21 protein-coding genes are annotated in these 18,142 nt (G+C 61.7%); 19 read left to right on the top strand and 2 right to left on the bottom strand.

Annotation, left to right across the window (positions count from 1 at the left end; genetic code table 11):
- Positions 1–58: 58 nt before the first annotated feature.
- The 6 genes from ALO43_RS00385 to ALO43_RS00360 are packed head-to-tail and all read left to right on the top strand — an operon-like array spanning position 59 to position 5,568.
- A complete protein-coding gene (locus ALO43_RS00385; RefSeq protein WP_053479974.1) occupies positions 59–991 on the top strand; it encodes a SctD/MshK family protein in 933 nt (310 codons plus the stop codon).
- A complete protein-coding gene (locus tag ALO43_RS00380; RefSeq protein WP_024670144.1) occupies positions 988–1,347 on the top strand; it encodes a hypothetical protein in 360 nt (119 codons plus the stop codon). The genes ALO43_RS00385 and ALO43_RS00380 overlap by 4 nt, the downstream gene beginning before the upstream one ends.
- Positions 1,344–1,682: a type III secretion apparatus assembly chaperone SctY gene (sctY, locus tag ALO43_RS00375; RefSeq protein ID WP_005893082.1), complete on the top strand. Its 339-nt coding sequence runs from the start codon at positions 1,344–1,346 to the stop codon at positions 1,680–1,682. Before ALO43_RS00380 ends, sctY begins: the two co-directional genes overlap by 4 nt.
- Positions 1,679–3,826 carry a type III secretion system export apparatus subunit SctV gene (gene sctV / locus ALO43_RS00370; RefSeq protein ID WP_024670145.1) on the top strand — a complete coding sequence of 716 codons (2,148 nt, stop codon included), beginning with the start codon at positions 1,679–1,681 and terminating at the stop codon, positions 3,824–3,826. The genes sctY and sctV overlap by 4 nt, the downstream gene beginning before the upstream one ends.
- Positions 3,827–3,840: 14 nt before the next feature.
- Entirely contained in the window at positions 3,841–5,139 is a 1,299-nt protein-coding gene (locus tag ALO43_RS00365) for a type II and III secretion system protein family protein (RefSeq protein WP_005893076.1), read from the top strand.
- 12 nt (positions 5,140–5,151) lie between these two features.
- Positions 5,152–5,568: a hypothetical protein gene (locus tag ALO43_RS00360; RefSeq protein WP_054996958.1), complete on the top strand. Its 417-nt coding sequence runs from the start codon at positions 5,152–5,154 to the stop codon at positions 5,566–5,568.
- 2 nt (positions 5,569–5,570) lie between these two features.
- Here the strand turns inward: ALO43_RS00360 and ALO43_RS00355 are convergent, their stop codons facing one another.
- Entirely contained in the window at positions 5,571–6,353 is a 783-nt protein-coding gene (locus ALO43_RS00355) for a tetratricopeptide repeat protein (RefSeq protein WP_024670148.1), read from the bottom strand.
- Between the two features lie 175 nt (positions 6,354–6,528).
- Here ALO43_RS00355 and ALO43_RS00350 point away from each other — a divergent pair, with 175 nt between their 5' ends.
- The 13 genes from ALO43_RS00350 to ALO43_RS00290 all read left to right on the top strand — a co-directional run bounded on the left by ALO43_RS00350 (position 6,529) and on the right by ALO43_RS00290 (position 15,579).
- The gene (locus ALO43_RS00350) at positions 6,529–7,140 is read left to right on the top strand and encodes a type III secretion protein (RefSeq protein WP_024670149.1); all 612 of its coding nucleotides are present in this window, start codon (positions 6,529–6,531) and stop codon (positions 7,138–7,140) included.
- 21 nt (positions 7,141–7,161) lie between these two features.
- Positions 7,162–7,380 (top strand): hypothetical protein, encoded by a 219-nt coding sequence (locus ALO43_RS00345; protein ID WP_005893071.1) that lies wholly within the window; start codon positions 7,162–7,164, stop codon positions 7,378–7,380.
- A gap of 9 nt (positions 7,381–7,389) precedes the next feature.
- Positions 7,390–7,821, top strand: a complete 432-nt coding sequence (locus ALO43_RS00340) for a hypothetical protein (RefSeq protein ID WP_054990741.1) — start codon at positions 7,390–7,392, stop codon at positions 7,819–7,821.
- Between the two features lie 3 nt (positions 7,822–7,824).
- Positions 7,825–8,604: a type III secretion system inner membrane ring lipoprotein SctJ gene (gene sctJ / locus ALO43_RS00335; protein WP_005893069.1), complete on the top strand. Its 780-nt coding sequence runs from the start codon at positions 7,825–7,827 to the stop codon at positions 8,602–8,604.
- Positions 8,601–9,224 (top strand): hypothetical protein, encoded by a 624-nt coding sequence (locus tag ALO43_RS00330; protein WP_054996957.1) that lies wholly within the window; start codon positions 8,601–8,603, stop codon positions 9,222–9,224. Before sctJ ends, ALO43_RS00330 begins: the two co-directional genes overlap by 4 nt.
- The gene (locus tag ALO43_RS00325; RefSeq protein WP_054996956.1) at positions 9,217–9,813 is read left to right on the top strand and encodes a FliH/SctL family protein; all 597 of its coding nucleotides are present in this window, start codon (positions 9,217–9,219) and stop codon (positions 9,811–9,813) included. Before ALO43_RS00330 ends, ALO43_RS00325 begins: the two co-directional genes overlap by 8 nt.
- Positions 9,814–9,824: 11 nt before the next feature.
- Positions 9,825–11,138 (top strand): FliI/YscN family ATPase, encoded by a 1,314-nt coding sequence (locus ALO43_RS00320; protein ID WP_371903713.1) that lies wholly within the window; start codon positions 9,825–9,827, stop codon positions 11,136–11,138.
- A gap of 102 nt (positions 11,139–11,240) precedes the next feature.
- Positions 11,241–11,726, top strand: coding sequence for a hypothetical protein (locus ALO43_RS00315; RefSeq protein ID WP_024670151.1), 486 nt, complete (start codon positions 11,241–11,243; stop codon positions 11,724–11,726).
- Positions 11,723–12,784 carry a type III secretion system cytoplasmic ring protein SctQ gene (gene sctQ, locus ALO43_RS00310; RefSeq protein WP_024670152.1) on the top strand — a complete coding sequence of 354 codons (1,062 nt, stop codon included), beginning with the start codon at positions 11,723–11,725 and terminating at the stop codon, positions 12,782–12,784. The genes ALO43_RS00315 and sctQ overlap by 4 nt, the downstream gene beginning before the upstream one ends.
- The gene (gene sctR, locus ALO43_RS00305) at positions 12,781–13,437 is read left to right on the top strand and encodes a type III secretion system export apparatus subunit SctR (RefSeq protein ID WP_005893058.1); all 657 of its coding nucleotides are present in this window, start codon (positions 12,781–12,783) and stop codon (positions 13,435–13,437) included. Before sctQ ends, sctR begins: the two co-directional genes overlap by 4 nt.
- 4 nt (positions 13,438–13,441) lie before the next feature.
- A complete protein-coding gene (gene sctS / locus ALO43_RS00300) occupies positions 13,442–13,711 on the top strand; it encodes a type III secretion system export apparatus subunit SctS (protein WP_005893057.1) in 270 nt (89 codons plus the stop codon).
- 6 nt (positions 13,712–13,717) lie between these two features.
- Complete coding sequence (gene sctT, locus ALO43_RS00295) at positions 13,718–14,533, top strand: type III secretion system export apparatus subunit SctT (RefSeq protein WP_005893056.1); 816 nt, start codon at positions 13,718–13,720, stop codon at positions 14,531–14,533.
- Positions 14,533–15,579 carry an EscU/YscU/HrcU family type III secretion system export apparatus switch protein gene (locus ALO43_RS00290; RefSeq protein WP_024689993.1) on the top strand — a complete coding sequence of 349 codons (1,047 nt, stop codon included), beginning with the start codon at positions 14,533–14,535 and terminating at the stop codon, positions 15,577–15,579. Before sctT ends, ALO43_RS00290 begins: the two co-directional genes overlap by 1 nt.
- Before the next feature lie 21 nt (positions 15,580–15,600).
- Here the strand turns inward: ALO43_RS00290 and ALO43_RS00285 are convergent.
- Positions 15,601–18,142 (bottom strand): ATP-binding protein (locus ALO43_RS00285; RefSeq protein WP_054996955.1); only part of this gene is annotated, 2,542 nt, incomplete at its 5' end.

Below are 18,142 nucleotides of genomic sequence, written 5' to 3'. Positions count from 1 at the left end.
CAGCTTTACCTGGCTCTGACGTGCCGTTTCCGGTAAATCACACGGTGGTGACTCGATCATGACAGCCCTTGTTTCATTGAACGCGACGCCAGACTCGTCTTTGCAAGACAGTGGCGTGGCGTTGCTCGAAATTCTTCACGGCTTGCATCAGGGTGTCGTCCTGACACTCGACAAGCCTGTCTACATCATCGGCAATGCCGCTCCGGCCGATCTGGTGCTGGGCGATGCCGATATTGCCAGCCAGCACGCACGCCTGCGGTTTTCCGATGACATCGTTGCCATTGAGGCGATGGGCAGCGACGTGACTGCCATCGATGCTCTTGGCAAAAGTCTGCTTATTCCGAAGGGACATGGTCAACGCCTGGACCTGCCTGTCGAGTTGAAGCTTGGCCAGAGTCGTTTGCGTTTGCGCAGTACTCGCCCTGCAAGCGCTTCGCCTGTCGCAGCCGGCTCGTTGCAGGCGCTCAAATTGCCCCTGTTGGTCGCACTTTTGCTGCTGGCGACGTGCGCCACTGCATTTGCTTTCCGCGCGCCACCAGCGTCCGCACTGCGCACCACCGACAGCGCAATTCCGGCTTCTGTCAGTGCATCTTCACCTGCGCTGCCTGACGCCAGGGTATGGCTGGAGCAGGCACTGCGTGACGCCGGGCTTGGCCAGTTGCGCATCCAGGAGCAGGAAGGCCAACTCACAGTGGCGGGCAGCTATCCTGCCGCGCTCAAAAACAGCTGGTTACAGGTCCAGCGCGATTTCGATAGCCGTTTCGGCCAACGCGTGGTGCTGACCCCCAGTGTCAAGGTCAGCGCCGCCGTCGCTACGCCACGTGTGCGTCTGCAGGCCGTCTGGTTCGGGCCTAATCCCTATGTCATCGATGAGCACGGCAAGCGCGTCTATCCTGGCGCGAGGTTGACTGACGACTGGACGCTGGAAAGCATCGAGGGTGATCAGGTGCATCTGGCGCGGGGCCAGGAACGGTTTGCCTTCACCCTATGAAAGTTGATCTGCGGCCCATCACCTCGACGTCCTCGGAGGCCTTGCCAGCGGTCGAACGTGTTGCGCCTGCGCAGCCAAGACAGGGCACGCGATTCGAGGCGTTGCTCGATCAGCGCGAGCGCAAGGTGCGTCGTTCGCTGCGTGGCGAACTGGAGCAGACCGAACAGGCTGCCGGTGTCGCTGCCCCCTTGTTCGGCGCGGCTCGCTCGTTGCAGGTACTGCGTTATCTGCTCGACGAAGTACTCCCTGCGCTGGATGCGGAGCCAGATATTCGCGATCTCGCAGAGGACGTCATTCGTGAAGAAATCGAGTTGCGTCTGTTGCTGGAACAGCAGCGCGCCGAGGTGCAGCCATGAGTGCGTATCAGGATCGGGAATGCGTTGAGCTGCTGACCGGGCTCGGCAATCTGTACCGGCGCAGTGGTCAGCCTCAGCGAGCACTGGTCATGTTGTTGATTGCCATACAACTGGCGCCGACCGACACCGCGCTGCTGCACAGTCTCGTGCTGGCGTTCACTGACAGTGGTGATGCCTACAGGGCGCTCACAGCGCTGGACCGTCTGGTCGAGCAGCAAGGCGAAAGCGCGTCGCTGTTGTTGTTACGCAGCCGGGCGCTGTGGAAAGCCGGTCGCAGTGATGATGCGCGACAGTGTTTCAGACGTTATCTGGACGCCCGGAGGGCCGCGCAATGACCCTCATGAACCGCCTCAATCAACTCGCCGAAATAGCGTCAAAGCGCACCGATGTGATCATTGTTGCGTTCATGCTGATGGCCATCGCGATGATGATCATTCCGCTGCCCACCTATCTGGTGGATGCGCTGATTGCCCTCAACATCGCCCTCAGCCTGCTGATACTGATCGTCGCGTTCTACATCAATCACTCGGTGGAATTCTCGGCGTTGCCGCCGCTGATCCTGCTCAGCACGCTGTTTCGTCTGTCGCTGTCGATCACTACCACGCGCCTGATCCTGCTGGACGGCAACGCCGGTCATATCGTCAAGGCGTTCGGCGATTTCGTGATTGCCGGCCAGGTTGTGGTGGGGCTGGTGGTGTTTCTGATCATTACGGTGGCGCAGTTCGTGGTCATTACCAAAGGGGCCGAGCGTGTCGCCGAAGTTGCGGCACGGTTTACCCTGGACGCGATGCCCGGCAAACAGATGAGCATCGACAACGATCTGCGCAATGGCGATATCGATCAGGGCGAGGCCAGACGCCGCCGCTCGCGTCTGGAGCGGGAAAGTCAGATGTTCGGTGCGATGGACGGTGCCATGAAGTTCGTCAAGGGCGATGCCATTGCGGGGCTGGTGATTCTGTTCGTCAACCTGCTGGGCGGCATGATGATCGGTATGGTGCAGCGCGGCATGCCATTCGCCGAGGCGGCCCATACCTATTCGCTGCTGACAGTGGGCGATGGTCTGATCGCACAGATCCCGGCCTTGTTGATTTCGGTAGCCGCCGGCACAGTGGTAACACGCGTCAACAGTGATGGTGAGGAGCGCGATCTGGGCACCGAGATTGTCCGCCAGCTGGGTGCAAGCCACCGTGCCCTCGGGTTGACTGCACTGATTCTGCTCGGCGTTGGCCTGCTGCCCGGCTTTCCCATGCTGGTGTTCGTGGTGCTGGCGGCCATTCTCGGCGGTAGCGCGTTTTTTCTCTGGCGTCGTCAGCACCGGGCCAGCCAGCCTGCCGTTCAGGTCGAGCAGCCCGAGCAGCCGTTGGTGGAGGACCCTGAGCCATCCACAGTCTTCGAGGAGGCCGAACGTCCTCGCGATACGCAGGTGCTGCTGAGCATCGGTGCCGGGCTGGCCGAGGTCGCGCCGTTGCAACCATTACGTCAGCGTATCGAGACCATGTGCCACGACATTCGCGTTGATCTGGGGGTCGAGGTGCCCGTGCCGGAGGTTTATCTGGATCGTGCGCTGGCGGCCGATCGCTTTCAGGTCGAGCTGGAGAGCGTGCCGGTTTGCGAAGGTGAATTCAGCGCTCGCTCGCTATTGTTGCAAGACGATCCGCTGCACGCGCAATTGATGTCCGTAGAGCCGTTCGAGGCCCCGTCTCCGATCAGCTCCCGCCCCGGTCGCTGGGTAGGGCGTGATCATGCAGACAAGTTGCAGGAGGCGGGCATCGGCTTTCTGTTCGCCGACGAAGTGCTGCGCGCCATGCTGGAGCGCACGTTACGGCGCTATGCCGCGGATTTTCTGGGCATTCAGGAAACCCGCGTGATGCTCGAGCAGCTTGAAGGCAAGTACGCAGAGCTGGTCAAAGAGGCGCTGCGCATTCTGCCGCTGCAACGCATCGCCGAAGTGTTGCGACTGCTGGTTGCCGAAGGCGTATCGATACGCAATCGCCGTGGCCTGCTGGAAGCGATGGTGGAGTGGGGCGGCCGCGAGGCCGACGCCGGGCGGCTGACCGAACACCTGCGCGCCGCGCTGGCGCGCCAGATCAGCCATCAATATGCCGATCGCAACCGGGTCATCAGCGCTTTCGTGCTGGCACCTGCTCTTGAAGAGCAACTGCGTACCGCGCTGGGCCGCCAGGACAGACACCGTGACGCGTTGCCCGATGACATCGGCCGGACCGTGCTGGGGCAACTTCGACGTCTGTGCGATGTGCTGCCGGAAGATGATCTGACGGTGTTGCTGGTACATCCAGAGCTGCGTCGCGGCCTGCGCCGCATCATTGTGCGCGGCGAATTGCAGTTACCGGTGCTGTCCTACCGCGAGCTGGCCAGCGAATACAACCTTCAAGCGGTCGGCACTGTCAGCCTGACCGACATCACTGCGCGCCCGGCCCCCAAGACCAGCGCGGCCACCCCTTTGGCGACTGCCTCATGATGTGTTCAGCTTCCATGATTCGTGTTTTGTTCCTTGCGTTGGGCGCGTTGCTCCTTGCTGGCGGTGCGAACGCCCAGACCATCGCCAAAGGTGCCGAGGGCACCATTGACCTGGCGATAGGCGAGGGCCGGGTTCTGCATTTTTCGGCACCTGTCGATTCGGTCATGGTCGCCGAACCGGGCATTGCCGATCTGCAAGTGGTATCACCGGGTGTGATCTATGTGTTCGGCAAGACCGCCGGACAGACCAGCCTGATTGCACTGGACAGTGAAGGCCGGGAAACCGCCGCGCTGAGTCTTGCCGTGAGCAGCGGTACGGCAGCGGTGACACGTCCGCTCAAGGCGTTGCACCCGCAAAGTCGGGCGCGCATCAGCGCCAGCGGCAATCGCGTTATTGCCAGCGGCTCTGTGCAGGATGTCGGTGAAGCGACCGACCTGAACGCCTTGCTGAGCAGCGAAGGCCAGAACTTTCAATCGTCGGTCAACAGCGCCACTTATGCGGGGGCGGCGCAGGTCAACATCCGCGTGCGTTTTGCCGAAGTTTCACGCTCCGAGCTGTTGCGCTATGGGGTGAACTGGAACGCGCTGTTCAATAACGGCACTTTTTCCTTTGGCCTGTTGACCGGAGGCAGCCTGGCTGCCGATGCCGCCAGCGGCGCGTCGAACGTGATCAGCGCCGGGCTCACCTCGGGTAACGTCAATATCGATGCGATGCTTGAAGCATTGCAAAGCAACGGCGTGCTCGAAGTGCTGGCAGAGCCGAATATCACGGCCATGACCGGGCAGACCGCAAGCTTCCTGGCGGGCGGCGAAGTCGCGGTGCCAGTGCCCGTCAACCGTGAAGTGGTCGGTATCGAATACAAGCCCTACGGTGTGTCGCTGCTGTTCAGCCCGACACTGCTGCCCAACGGACGAATTGCCCTGCAAGTACGCCCCGAGGTCAGCAGCCTGATGAGCACCACCACGCTGGACGTCAACGGCTATCAGGTACCGTCGTTCCGGGTGCGCCGCGCCGATACCCGTGTGGAAGTCGGCAGCGGCCAGACGTTCGCTATTGCCGGCCTGTTCCAGCGCGAAAGCAGCCAGGACATGGACAAGGTTCCGATGCTCGGCGACATGCCGATCCTGGGCAATCTGTTCCGCTCCAAGCGCTTCCAGCGTAACGAGACCGAACTGGTGATTTTGATCACCCCTTACCTGGTCGAGCCGGTCAAGGAGCGTGTTGCGGCAACCCCCCTCGACAAGCAACGTGCAACCAGTACCGCGTCGGCAGGACCGCGTAGCGGCGGCGCGTTCGGCTTTTACATGAACTGACAGGAGCCGGCCATGAACCTTATTTCAAGCATGCCACGCCTGCCGGTCATCATGACGCTGTGCCTGCTGGCAGGTTGCAAGACGCACCTAGACCCGTTGCGTTATTCGCCGGATTACACAGCCATCACCCGTGCCGACGGTCGCGTGGAACTGGTGCCTGATGCCTGCGTCCAGCCTGCTGCTCAGGATGACATTGGCGTCGGAGAGGACTTCCAGCCATTGCTGCCGCCGGGCTGTGCCAGCAATCTGATTCTGTTGCAGATGGTTGAGCAGCGTTCGGATGTGGTGCAGGGCCGGAGTACCGGGCCGGTCATGGCGGCTCCGGTGGGCCGAGCGGCGCAAGTCTATATCGATGGCTATGACCGCGAGGAGCTGCGCCGCCGTCAGGCAGAACAGCAGGCCAACACTGATACCCGTGAGGCACGATGATTTCAGCGAGCGTCGACCAGCCCCAATTCGCGCGCCTGTTCGGCACGGTCGGGTATCGCCTTGATGCGTCGCGCTTCGGCGATCAGTTTGCTGCGCTCGGCCTTGGGAATGTCATCGAAGGTCACAGCCTTCAGGTCTTTGTCCTTACCGGCAAGCACCATCACCAGCAATTGATTGCGCTGGTGGCGAGGTTGCGCCAGCGGCGATTCGCTGACGCTGCCAATGGTATCCAGAGCCTTTTGATTGTTATCGCCCAGCGCATAGGCGAGGGCCAGGTTGCAGCGTGTGTCCAGATCGTTCGGCGCCAGGCGCAGGCTGGTATTGAAGGCGTTCTGTGCCTGAGCGGCCTCACCGCTGAGGATGTAGGCGATGCCCAGACGATTCCACGCCTGCGGTTGCTGCAACGCAGTGGCTGCCTGGTTCAGCACGTTAACGGCACGTTGCAATTTGCCCTGGCGCAGCTGTGCGGTGCCCAGGCCCAACAAGGCTTCTGGGTCATCGGCCTTGAGCTCCAGTGCCCGTTGGTAGGCGCGTTCCGCGCCACGCGTGTCATCGCTGACGAGCAGCGCGGCACCGAGTTTGCGCCAGGCCTCCACGCCGGCTTCGGGCTGCTGCGTGGCGCGCTGGTAGAACGACGCGGCAGTCGTCGAGTCACCGCGTTTTTCCAGGTCGGCAGCCAGTTGCATGAAGCGCTCGTAACTGGCGTCGGCTTTGGGTTGGGTCGCACACGCCGTCAGGGTCAGGCAGCCGAGCAACAACAGCGTTGGGAGGGAGCGAGGAGGCATGGACAAGGCTCTTGTGAAAGGGGACGGGACAAGGCGATTCAGCCGTCGACGGCCTTCGCAGGCGAGCGCCAGTTTATAGCCACAGCGCTGAATTGCGACCGTTTTTTAAACCCTGTTTTTCGCCGCGCCGCTGGTCGTTGCACTCCGCAGCGCCGCACCAGGCAAGGAGGACACCATGATGCTGCTCAAGGCTGACTGGCGCGCCGCGCAACTACTGCTGCTGATGCTGCTGTGCTCGTCGTCCGGAGTGTCGAATGCCGCTGCGGAGCGCGAACCCGAGTGGTTCTCCGAGCCTTATGCCTATGTGCTGGTCGACCAGGATATTCGTGGTGCGCTGACCGAGTTTGCACAGAACCTCGACCTGATCGTGGTGTTTTCTGACAAGGTCCGTGGCAGTGCGCGCGGTACGGTTCGCGGCAAAACGGCCGGGGAGTTTCTTGGCCACCTGTGTGATGCCAATCAGTTGAGCTGGTATTTCGACGGCAACGTGCTGCACATCGCAGGCGCGGATGAGGTCGGCACGCGGGTTTTCGACCTGCAAGGCGCCCCGCTGCAAGAGTTGCAGGACTATCTGACGCGCCTGGAAGTGTCCGGCCAGCCGATGTCCAGCCGTGTCAGCCCGGATAACGACAGTCTGTTCGTCTCCGGGCCGCCAGCCTACCTGGCGCAGATTCAGCAGCATGTGGATCGTCAACCTGTCGCCGAGGCCGCACCGGTGGTGCGCGAGCGCGGTGTGCGGGTGTTTCGAGGCGGTGTCGTCACTCAAGTCGCCACCGACCGCCAGTAACCTCAGAAAGGAGCACTACCCATGTCCGTCAATTCTGTAGATAGCAACGTCGACGTCAATGTTTCCAGCCAGGAGTCGCGCTTCAACGCCGCCGTCGAGAACGCCGAACAGGCATCCAGCGACAGTGAGTTCAACGAAGCAATGATCACTCAGGCCGTCACCATTGGCGGGCAATTCATCATCATGCCGCGCGCTCAGGAAATGCTGAACGAAGCGCAGTCCGATGACGACTCTGAATAAGGTGCGACCATGACGGTGAATCTAGCTGCGTCACCGGCGGCGGCAGCCTTGCCTTCGCCGGGAGGAGGCGCGGGGCCACAGGCTTCGCAGAACCTCTTCGAACACATGGCCGAGACCTCAAAAGGCATGCCGCAAGGCGCCAGCCCGCATCAGATCGGCAGCAACCTGATGGAGCGGCTGGACGGCTTCATCGACCGCTCGCGGCAGTTTTCCGAGCGCGCCGATGCGCTGACCCAGGGCAGCGCACCGCAGGCCGCCAGTCAGCCACCGGTAGCCGCCGCGAGCGATGGCCAGGCGGTTGGCAAGGTCGGCGGGCCGCAAGTCGACCAGATCGTGCAATCGCTGGGGCGGATGTTCGACTACTCCATCGAAACTCAGATGGTGGTGCGCGGGGCCACGCAGATATCCGGCTCTGCCAACACCCTTCTCAAAGGTCAATGAACCATGCCCAAACGCTGCCGTGTCCTGCGCCTGTTGATCGTGGCCACGCTTGCCAGTCTGTTACAGGCTTGCGACATCGATCTCTACACCAACCTCGGCGAACGTGAAGCCAACGCCATGCTGGCGGTATTGCTGCGCGATGGCATACCTGCGTCACGCAAGGTGCAGGACAACGGCCAGCTCAAGGTGATGGTCGACGAAAAGCGTTTTGCCGAGGCGATGGCGGCGCTGGATGATGCCGGTTTGCCCGGTCAGACTTTTTCCAATATGGGCGAGGTCTTCAAAGGCAACGGCCTGGTGTCTTCGCCGGTACAGGAGCGCGCGCAGATGGTGTATGCGCTCAGCGAGGAATTGTCACATACGGTTTCGCAGATCGACGGCATCCTTTCCGCGAGGGTGCATGTCGTGTTGCCTGACAATGACCTGCTCAAGCGGGTGATCTCGCCGTCTTCTGCTTCGGTGCTGGTCCGGTACGATCCGCGCACCGACATCAACGTGCTGATCCCGCAGATCAAGACCCTGGTTGCCAATGGTATTTCCGGGCTCGGCTACGACGGCGTTTCGGTTACCGCCATTAAGGCAGTCGTCCCCGACAAGGCCAGCGCCCAGCCGCAACTCGCCAGCTTCTTCGGGCTATGGATGCTCGAGGATGATGTGCCCGCCGCGCGCTGGCTGTTTGGCAGCCTGCTGCTTATTGCACTGGTGCTGGCCGGGTTGCTGAGTCGCCAGTTCTGGCAGCGCCACCGGGTCGAAGGCACCTATGTGCTGAGTGACGCACCATGAGCGCTGCCTTGATGGAGCAGTGGCAGGCGCTGGCCGGGCGTCCTCTGACGTTTGTCAGGGAACGCTGGCTTGCCGAGTGCCTGCAACGCGATGTCAGTGCCTCGGCCTTGGCAAAACTACGAGACTCCCCGCGCTTTGGCGAGCGCTTCGAACATCTGCTGAGCGCGCATTTCAAGCTACAACCATTGGCCCGAATGGCTCCGCCAGCGCAGCAAGATCTGGCTGTCATATTGTTGGCCGACCACCATTTTGCACGCCTGCCGCGTCTGTGCGGCGCGGTCTGGCACGCCGCCACGCTGAGTCGGGAAATTCGTGGTGATGTGGTCAGCGAGTACCGCGAATTATTGGGCGACGATGCTTTTTCGCTGGCGCTCGCCCAGCGCCATCTTGCCGGGGCCGCCAATCTGTTGCGCACGCCCACCGAACTGCTCCAGGCCATAGACCGTGATGGCGCAGCCTGCGTTGCTGCCTGGTTTCAGGCGCTGCCCGTGGCTCTGCAGGCCTGGCTGCGCTTGCGCTTCGACGTTTCTGAAGGGCCGCAACAGCCGGACGATGAACGACAGGTGAGCGTGGTACGTACCGTTGCCCGTCTGCTGACCGAGAGTGATGACCATGAGTGAGCTGCCAACCCGACCTGTATCACGCATCGTCCGCGCAGCTGATGCCACACGTTGGGTTGACGGCTACGCCTTTGTCGAAGCGGCTCACCAGGAGGCCCGGTCTGTTCGCGAAAACAGTGCGCAATGGCTGGAGCAGGCGCGTGCAGAGGGTTTCGAGCGTGCCCGTCAGGAAGGCGCTGAGCAGGTAGCGTCACTGCTGGCGCAGACCAGTGCCGAGGTGGACCGCTACCTTGCCGGGCTGGAAAGTTCGCTGGCTGAACTGGCCTTGGGCATTGCTCGCCAGGTGCTGGGCGAAATGAATGACCGCGAGCGGCTGCTGCGTTGCACCGCGGAGGCACTTTCGGCGTTCCGCCAGGATCAGGCCCTGACGTTGTACGTGCCCCGGACTGAAGTCGAGGGCCTTCGCCAGCGGCTTGCTGACGATGCTCCTCTGGCACTCAAATCGCTGAGCATCGTCGGCGATGACCAGCTCGAAACCGGTCAGGCGCGTCTGGGCAGCCCGGCTGGTTCGGTCGAACTCGGGCTGGAGGCGCAACTGGACAACCTGCGGCGTGCGTTGTTGCCTCTGGCGGAAGGGGATGCTCCTTGAATAAGGCCTTGATGACGCTGCTGCCGGATCTTCAGCAGCGTCTGCAACTTGCTCAGCCTAGACCGATGCGTGGCACCTTGCGAAGCATTCGCGGCGTGCTGTTGCGTGCCAGTGTCGCCGGGGTGCGGATCGGCGAACTGTGCGTATTGCGCGATCCCGTAAACGGACGAGAGCTGTCGGCCGAGGTCATCGGCTTCGATGAGGACGACGCCATCCTGTCGCCCATCGGCTCCATGGAGGGCCTGTCGACCCGCACCCAGATAATCGCCACGGGTCAGGCAATGGGCGTGCAGGTCGGCGACGCCTTGTTGGGGCGGGTCATCAGCCCGATGGGCGAGTTTCTCGATGGGCCGGCACCGGCCGCTGCCATCGGCTTGCAGCGTTACCCACTGCATGCCGAGCCGCCAGCCCCCTTCAGCCGCCAGCGGATCGTCAAGCCGCTGTCGCTTGGGGTGCGCGCCATCGACAGCTTGCTGACCCTTGCACAGGGTCAGCGCATGGGCATTTTCGGCGAGCCGGGCGTGGGCAAGTCTTCGCTGCTGGCCAGCATCGTGCGCAACAGCAATGTCGATGTGATCGTCATCGGCCTGATTGGCGAGCGTGGCCGTGAAGTGCGTGAGCTGCTGGAAGGCCAGCTGGATGCTGCGGCACGCGCGCGCACCGTTGCCGTGGTTGCCACCTCGGATCGGCCCGCTGCCGAGCGGGTGAGGGCGGCGTATGTGGCGACGACCCTTGCTGAATACCATCGCGATCAGGGCCGTAGCGTGCTGCTGTTGATGGACAGCTTGACCCGGTTCGCCCGTGCTCAGCGTGAGATCGGTCTGGCGGTGGGTGAGCCGCCGACCCGGCGCGGTTATCCACCGTCGTTCTTCTCGGCATTGCCGCGCCTGCTGGAGCGCGCCGGTCCGGGGCCGTCAGGCAGCATCACCGCGCTGTACACCGTACTGACTGAGGGCGACGCGAGTATGGACCCGGTGGCAGAAGAAACCCGCTCGATTCTCGATGGCCACATCGTGCTGAGTGCCGATATGGCGCAGCGTGATCACTTTCCGGCCATCGACGTACTGCGCAGCCGCAGCCGACTTATGGACCACATCGCCACGCCAGAGCACCGCCAGCTGGCTTCGCGGATGCGTGAACTGATCGCCCGGCGTCAGCAAATCGAACTGTTGATTCAGGTGGGTGAGTACGCCGCTGGCAGCGACCCGGTGGCTGATGAAGCGATTGCCCGGCATTCGGCTATCGAGGCCTTTCTGCGTCAGCCTGCCGCCGAACACGACAGCCTCGAGCAGACTTTGTCGCAGATGCGCAAGGTGCTCGCATGAGCGCAAACGGTGGTCTGGCAGTTGAAGCAGGTCTGGATATCTTGGTTGTCCGCATGTACTTCCCCATTCGATGCCAGCAGGCAAGTGTCATGGAAAACGCCTATGAAAACGGCTGATTTGCACAGTCTTCAGGCTTTGCGCGCGTTGCGTGAGCAGCGCGCAGCGACGCGCCTTGCCGTGCAGCGTGAACGTTGTCGCGATGCCAGTAGCGACCTCGACCACGCGCGCGAATCCTTGCGCCTGCACCGTGAAAAGCTCGTCCAGGAAGCCGAGCAGGCATACGGCCGATTCAGCGAAGGGCTGTCGGTCAGCGCCTGGCGGGCTGCACAGGATCGCTTGCAACAGCTGGACGAGGAGCGCGTAGCGCTTCAGGCCGATGCTGACGCGGTGGCCCTGACTCTTAAGACCGAAGAGCAGGCCCGTGCGCAGTTGAAGCAGGCGCACATCGAACAGCAACAGAAAACCAGGGCCTGGGACAGCCTGTTGGAGCAGCGCGTGCGCAGCGATGCACGGCTGGCCGAACAACGTGACGAAGCCGATCAACCCTCTGTCGCGATACCTGCCGGCGTATCAGGAAACGAACCATGACGGTGTTTGCCCGACCCATCGCCACCGACCAGTCTGACGCTGCCACGCTGAGGGCCCGACTGCCCCGTTTCGACGCTGCACTGCTGAACCCGCACAACCGGCTGCACCGACGCTTGGCGCCTTGGCAGATGCTCATCGGCGAGCAATCGGTACAGGTGCTATGGGCCAGTGCTGGCGGCGAATGCCGGCAGTCGGTGCGTGTGGCACTGCTGCTTGGCGAGCATCAGATCGAGTTGAACATCCCGCGTCGACTGCTTGAGCTCTCGGGGCTGGATTGGCAGCCCGGTGCTGCAATCGATACTCAGGCAGACGCCATGCTGCTCGAACAGGCCTGGCTGAGCTGGATCGAGCCGCTGGAGGCGCTGCTGAGCGAGTCTGTGCGGGTAGTGCCATGCGCCGCAAGTCAGCCATGCAGGCATCTGATGAAAGTTGCGATCGAAGTACGTCCTGACAACCATTCCGCGCAGGCGCTGAATCTGTATCTGGACGCAGATAGCGCTTCCAGAGTGATCGAACTGCTTGAGCAGCATGTCGCTTGTGCGCGCGCCCCGCTGGAAGGGTTACGGCTCGCATTGAGTGTCGAAGCCGGGCAGGCCCCGCTGACCTGCGCCGAGCTGCGCAGCCTGCTACCAGGCGATGTTGTCATGCTCGACACCCTGCCTGACGCGCAAGTTCTGCTGCGCCTTGGGCATCACTGCCAGACCGTAGCGAGGCGTCAGCGAGACGCGTTGGTCTGGCAAGGCGCGTTACGTCCTGGCAACTCCGGGCTCCCTCCCTATACCTACGACAGGAACGATCTGATGAGTGAACTGAGCACCGATGCCGATCTGGACACCTCGCTGGACGATTTGCCGCTCACCCTGGTCTGCCAGTTGGGCAGCGTGGAGCTGACGCTCGCGCAGTTGCGCGAAATGGCCCCCGGCAGTCTGTTGCCGCTGGCCGGCCTGGCGCATGATGAAGTAGACCTGATGGTCAATGGCCGTCGTGTCGGCCGTGGCGAACTGGTGACTATCGGTGACGGTCTGGGCGTGCGTCTGCTCGGTTTCAGTGGCTCATGAACGGTTACCAGCCAAATCTGATCGAGATCATTCTGGTCGTTGCCACCATCGGATTGATTCCGCTTGCCGTGGTGACCCTGACCGGATTCATGAAGATCTCTGTGGTGCTGTTTCTGATCCGCAACGCGTTGGGCGTGCAGCAGACGCCGCCGAACCTGGTGCTTTACGGTATTGCACTGATCCTCTCGGTCTACGTCACCACACCCCTGATCGGCGACATGTATCGGCAGGTGGAGGGCCGCGACCTGAGCCTGCAAAACGTTCAGCAACTGGAAGAATTGGGCAGTGCCTTGCGCCCGCCGCTGCAGGCGCATCTGTCGAAGTTCGCCAACGAAAGCGAACGCGGCTTTTTCGTGCAGGCCACCGAAACCATCTGGTCCCCCGAGGCCCGTGCCGATCTGCGTGACGACGATCTGGTGGTATTGATCCCGGCGTTTGTCAGCTCAGAACTGACCCGTGCCTTTGAAATCGGGTTTCTGCTGTATATCCCGTTTCTGGTCGTCGACCTGCTGGTGTCCAACGTGCTGATGGCAATGGGCATGTCGATGGTCTCGCCCACGCTGATTTCCATTCCCCTGAAAATCTTCCTGTTCGTGGCCCTCAGCGGCTGGTCACGCCTGATGCACGGGCTGATTCTAAGCTACGGAGGCTGACGCCATGGGCCAGGACGTATTTCTGTCGCTGATGAATCAGGCATTGATGACTGTGCTGCTGCTGTCTGCCCCGGCATTGATCGTGGCGATTGTGGTCGGGTTGAGCGTAGGGTTGTTGCAAGCGCTGACGCAGATTCAGGACCAGACACTGCCGCAGGTGGTCAAGCTGGTTGGCGTCCTGCTGGTGATCGTGTTTGTCGGCCCGTTACTGGCAGGGCAGGTGGCGGAGCTGGGTAATCAGGTGCTGGACAACTTTCCGCTGTGGACTCGTTGAACTGTCATGGGCGCTGATCTGACCAATGCGTTCATCGAAATCGCCTACCCGGTGATCAGCTCTGCATCACTGGCTGCCTCCCGTGCCATGGGCGTGGTGATCATTACACCGGCGTTCAATCGCCTGGGGCTGACCGGCATGATTCGCGGCTGCGTGGCGGTCGCGATCTCGGTGCCGATGATTCTGCCGGTCTTTTCAGCGTTCACCTCGATGCCCGAACACAGCGGATTCTTTCTGGCCGGCCTGATGATCAAAGAATTGCTGATCGGGCTGCTGATCGGGCTGTTGTTCGGCATACCGTTCTGGGCCGCAGAAGTGGCAGGCGAACTGATCGATCTGCAACGCGGTTCCACCATGGAACAACTGGTCGACCCGTTGGGGCAGGGGGAGGCAAGTGTGATGGCGACCTTGCTCACCGTCATGCTGATCACGCTGTTTTTCATGTCCGGGGGCTTCATCCTGATGGTCGATGGTTACTACCACAGCTACCAGTTGTGGCCTGTGACCGAGTTCACGCCGCTGTTCAGCAGCGCGGCCCTGATGTCCATTCTGGCGATTCTCGATCAGGTGATGCGCATAGGCGTATTGATGGTAGCGCCCTTGCTGATTGCGATGTTGATCACTGACCTGATGCTCGCGTACCTGTCGCGCATGGCGCCCAGCCTGCATATTTTCGACCTGTCATTACCGGTCAAGAACCTGTTTTTTTCGGTGTTGATGGTGGTCTATATCGGCTTTCTGATCCCGGTGATGATTGATCAGCTGGCACAGTTCCGTGGCACCGTCGAGGTGCTCAAGGCATTGGCGGTCGAGGGCGACTGATGGGTGAGTCCAGCGAAGAGAAAAGCCAGCCGGCCACGGACAAGAAGCTGCGTGACGCGCGCAAAAAAGGTCAGGTCGCAAAAAGCCAGGATTTGGTTTCCGGCATGGTCATTCTGTTATGCACCCTGTGTATCTCGGTGCTGTTGCCCAAGGCGAGGGCGCAGGTCGAAGCCTTGATCGACCTGGCGGCGCTGATCTATATCGAACCCTTCAACGACGTCTGGCCACGGCTGCTCGATCATGCCGAGCAAATCGTCATCGGCATCACCTTGCCAGTGGTGGCCGTGACGGTCGGGGCGGTGATTCTGACCAATATCGTGACGATGAAAGGTGTCGTGTTCTCGGTGGAACCCGTTCAGCCGGACATCAAGCGGATCAATCCGGCCGAGGGCTTCAAGCGCATCTTTGCCATGCGTAACCTGATCGAGTTTCTCAAGGGGCTGGTCAAGGTGGTGCTGCTGGGGCTGGCGTTCTATGTGGTCGGCCGCCAGGCACTGCAAGCGCTGATGGAGTCTTCGCGCTGTGGTGAGGGGTGTATCGAGTCGACGTTTTATCTGGTCCTCAAACCGCTAGTGTTTACCGTGCTTGCGGCGTTTCTGCTGGTCGGTGCCGTGGATGTACTGATGCAACGCTGGCTGTTTGGCCGGGAAATGAAAATGAGCCACAGCGAGCAGAAGCGCGAACGCAAAGACGTCGATGGCGACCCGATGATAAAACGCGAACGGCAGCGTCAACGGCGCGAAATGCAGGCACTGGCGACCAAGCTAGGGCTGGCACGGGCGTCTCTGATGATCGGCGACGCTGGCGGTTGGGTTGTGGGCGTGCGTTATGTTCGAGGAGAAACGCCGGTGCCGATTGTGGTCTGCCGCGCCGCACAACACGAATCGGCGGTATTGCTGGCCGAGGCTACACCTCTGGGCATCGCCGTGTGGCCAGATGCAGCTCTTGCCGAGTCGATTGCCAAGCGGAGCGTGGCGGGCGACCCGGTCCCGGAAAACACGTTTCAGGCCGTCGCCGACGCACTGGTGGCGCAGCGGCTGATATGACCTGAGCGCTAACCAGCGCACTCAATGCATCGCAGGACTGTAGCGGGCTACAGGCGTACCTGGGGCGATCTTCAGGCGGTTGAGGTCTGTGTTGATACGCCATGCCCAGAAATGCGTGCCGTCCTTGTGCGCTGTTTCCAGGGCCTGATTCAGCATCATGCGCACAGCTTCCAGCGAGTAGTCATGCGGCTGGTCGAGCATCAGCTGAGCCTTGACCCGCATGATCTCCGGCAAATACCAGCGGTCGTGGTTATTCACCGCACCGACATGCAGCTCGTCGAGGATTTCCAGCGCCAGGGGTTCGAGTTTCAGCGCCGCCAGCCCGGTCGCATACTCGGTGTGCAGCATCGCATGCAGGGGTGTTTCGACATGGTTGCGCAGTTGCTGCAGCGCTTCTCCGAGCAGCGGTACACCCGTTGCCGGATCACCTTGGCGAATCGCCAGAATACTTTCATAGCAGCACGTCAGCTGCCGCCAGATATGCAACGGCTGCCGTTCGCTGCTCTGTTTGAGAAGCTTCAGGAAGCGCCGCGTCTTGTGCAGCGTACCGGCAATGAGCGTCGCCGGGATCGCACTGATCGCCAGGGTGTACCACAACGTTGCAGGATGACTCAGCGCAACCGCCTGTTCCACATTGGTATCCAGAGCGACCATTGCCTGCCCGGTATTACCGATTAGTAGCTGAACCTGAGCCCGCAGCGACTGCGCGGCAATGCGCTGGTCGAAATGCATGTCGATGATGTGCGATGACCGCGAGCGAGGCGCGCCCAGCGCTTCTTCGATGGCCTGACGTGCGGTTTTCATATCGCCCATGTAGAACGCGCTGGTAGCGCGCATTCGCTTGCCGAGCAACTGACAGTCAGCGATCCGGTAATCCTTGCCCAGTGCCAGAAACTGCTCGGCAACCTGCGTGCCCTGCACGTGCCTGTTGCTGCAGGTATGGTCGTTCCATTTTCCCCACAAGGCCCGCAGGCGGTATTCGGAGTCATCCAGCGCTTCGGCGTCGTCACTGACCAGCTGCCAGACCTCGCGCATTTTCTGCCCCGCGCCGTACGTAAGCATCAGAATACTGCCGGACATGGTCAGTAGTCGCATGCGTTGCCGACGGTCCATCAGCGCCTCTTCAAGTTGCCGCGGCAGGCCCAGGTTGACCCAGTCCTGATATTCACGAACCAGCGACAGGCGCAGCCACAGCGGCGAGCTGTGCAGCGTCAGTTCGACCCCCAGTTGGCGGTCACCCTCGACTGAGAAAGCCCAGGTCAACGCAGCCCGGATGGTGTCGATTTCTATGCTGTAACGCTGAGTCCAGACTTCCTGAGAGAGCTGTTCGAGGTCCTGTCTGGCGTGTTCCAGGAGTGTCAGCGACCATTGTGCGTGAGCCCGGCACAAGCGTGGCACATCATCGTACCGGACAAGTTTTTCGCGTGCGTAAAGGCGTGTGGTCTCAAGCAGCCTGAAGCGTTTGCCCTGGCTGTGATCGAAGGTGCCGAGCAGGGATTTGTCCAGCAGGCTCTCAAGCATCGGCAACGTCAGGCGCACATCAGGTAGACCGATATTGACGACTGCCATGACCCCGTCAATGGTGAAAGACCCATTGAATATGCACAGCTGGCGCAGCAAGGCCTGCTCGTCTGCGCTGAGCATGCCGTAGGTCCAGTCCAGCGTGGCGCTCAGCGAGCGCTGGCGCGGCAGGGCAGTGCGCAGCCCGGTCATTTGCAGGCGGAAACTGCCGTCCAGCAGGCCGACCAGATCGTGGATGCCAAAGGTTCTGGCGCGTGCAGCTGCCAGCTCGATCGCCAGTGGGTTACCGTCCAGTTTGCGGCAAATGGCAGCCACTGTATGGGCGTCGCTGTCATTGAAGGAAAATTCCGGGTCCTGCTCTCTGGCGCGCGTGACGAAGAGCTGCACCCCGGAGTACATCACGGCCTGTTCGGCAGTGAGCGCTTCGTGTTCGTCCGGCACCTGAAGAGGGCCAAGCTCATGTACCCATTCACCGAACGCGCGCAGCGGCTCGCGACTGGTGACCACGATGCAGCAGAGCGGAGCATTGGTCAGCAATGCTTCGACTGCAGCAGCTGTTTCATCGAGCACATGCTCGCAATTATCCAGCACCAGCAACTGCGGGCGGCTGACCAGCGAAGGAGGCATGTTATGCAATGGGTGTTCGCTCTCGGCGCTCAGGCCCAGCGCGAACGCGATTCTTCCCAGTATGGGCTGCGTGCCGTTGACCGGCGTCAGGTCGACGAAGGCAACGCTGAGGCCCGATTGCGCGGCGAGACTGTCAGCCAGCGCCAGCGCCACGGTGGTTTTGCCTACGCCGCCCGGACCGCTCAGGGTCAGCAGACGCCGGGCCAGGGTCAGCGTCGACAATTGTTCGATCAGTTCGCCGCGTCCCAGTACCTTACGATTGACCAGCGGGACGGCAGGCAGCGTGTCCGCTGAAGTCGGTGCTGGCACGGGGCGGATAGCCGGTTGCACACTGACCGGTGCGATGAAGCGATAACCGCGACCTGGCACCGTGACAATGTAGTTCTCCTCGTCATTCAGCGCCCTGCGCAGGGCG

The organism is Pseudomonas tremae (genome assembly GCF_001401155.1).
Taxonomy (GTDB): domain Bacteria; phylum Pseudomonadota; class Gammaproteobacteria; order Pseudomonadales; family Pseudomonadaceae; genus Aquipseudomonas; species Aquipseudomonas tremae.
This window is presented reverse-complemented; position numbering and strand designations above follow the sequence as displayed.

Bases quoted from the DNA above. Each gene is read 5' to 3' on its own strand.
- sctS (WP_005893057.1), top strand. From the start codon at position 13,442: ATGGGCCAGGACGTATTTCTGTCGCTGATGAATCAGGCATTGATGACT.
- ALO43_RS00350 (WP_024670149.1), top strand. From the start codon at position 6,529: ATGATGCTGCTCAAGGCTGACTGGCGCGCCGCGCAACTACTGCTGCTG.
- sctJ (WP_005893069.1), top strand. From the start codon at position 7,825: ATGCCCAAACGCTGCCGTGTCCTGCGCCTGTTGATCGTGGCCACGCTT.
- ALO43_RS00380 (WP_024670144.1), top strand. From the start codon at position 988: ATGAAAGTTGATCTGCGGCCCATCACCTCGACGTCCTCGGAGGCCTTG.
- ALO43_RS00320 (WP_371903713.1), top strand. From the start codon at position 9,825: ATGACGCTGCTGCCGGATCTTCAGCAGCGTCTGCAACTTGCTCAGCCT.
- ALO43_RS00340 (WP_054990741.1), top strand. From the start codon at position 7,390: ATGACGGTGAATCTAGCTGCGTCACCGGCGGCGGCAGCCTTGCCTTCG.
- sctV (WP_024670145.1), top strand. From the start codon at position 1,679: ATGACCCTCATGAACCGCCTCAATCAACTCGCCGAAATAGCGTCAAAG.
- ALO43_RS00365 (WP_005893076.1), top strand. From the start codon at position 3,841: ATGATTCGTGTTTTGTTCCTTGCGTTGGGCGCGTTGCTCCTTGCTGGC.
- ALO43_RS00325 (WP_054996956.1), top strand. From the start codon at position 9,217: ATGAGTGAGCTGCCAACCCGACCTGTATCACGCATCGTCCGCGCAGCT.
- ALO43_RS00330 (WP_054996957.1), top strand. From the start codon at position 8,601: ATGAGCGCTGCCTTGATGGAGCAGTGGCAGGCGCTGGCCGGGCGTCCT.
- sctT (WP_005893056.1), top strand. From the start codon at position 13,718: ATGGGCGCTGATCTGACCAATGCGTTCATCGAAATCGCCTACCCGGTG.
- ALO43_RS00360 (WP_054996958.1), top strand. From the start codon at position 5,152: ATGAACCTTATTTCAAGCATGCCACGCCTGCCGGTCATCATGACGCTG.
- ALO43_RS00315 (WP_024670151.1), top strand. From the start codon at position 11,241: ATGAAAACGGCTGATTTGCACAGTCTTCAGGCTTTGCGCGCGTTGCGT.
- ALO43_RS00290 (WP_024689993.1), top strand. From the start codon at position 14,533: ATGGGTGAGTCCAGCGAAGAGAAAAGCCAGCCGGCCACGGACAAGAAG.
- sctR (WP_005893058.1), top strand. From the start codon at position 12,781: ATGAACGGTTACCAGCCAAATCTGATCGAGATCATTCTGGTCGTTGCC.
- ALO43_RS00345 (WP_005893071.1), top strand. From the start codon at position 7,162: ATGTCCGTCAATTCTGTAGATAGCAACGTCGACGTCAATGTTTCCAGC.
- ALO43_RS00385 (WP_053479974.1), top strand. From the start codon at position 59: ATGACAGCCCTTGTTTCATTGAACGCGACGCCAGACTCGTCTTTGCAA.
- sctQ (WP_024670152.1), top strand. From the start codon at position 11,723: ATGACGGTGTTTGCCCGACCCATCGCCACCGACCAGTCTGACGCTGCC.
- sctY (WP_005893082.1), top strand. From the start codon at position 1,344: ATGAGTGCGTATCAGGATCGGGAATGCGTTGAGCTGCTGACCGGGCTC.
- ALO43_RS00355 (WP_024670148.1), bottom strand. From the start codon at position 6,353: ATGCCTCCTCGCTCCCTCCCAACGCTGTTGTTGCTCGGCTGCCTGACC.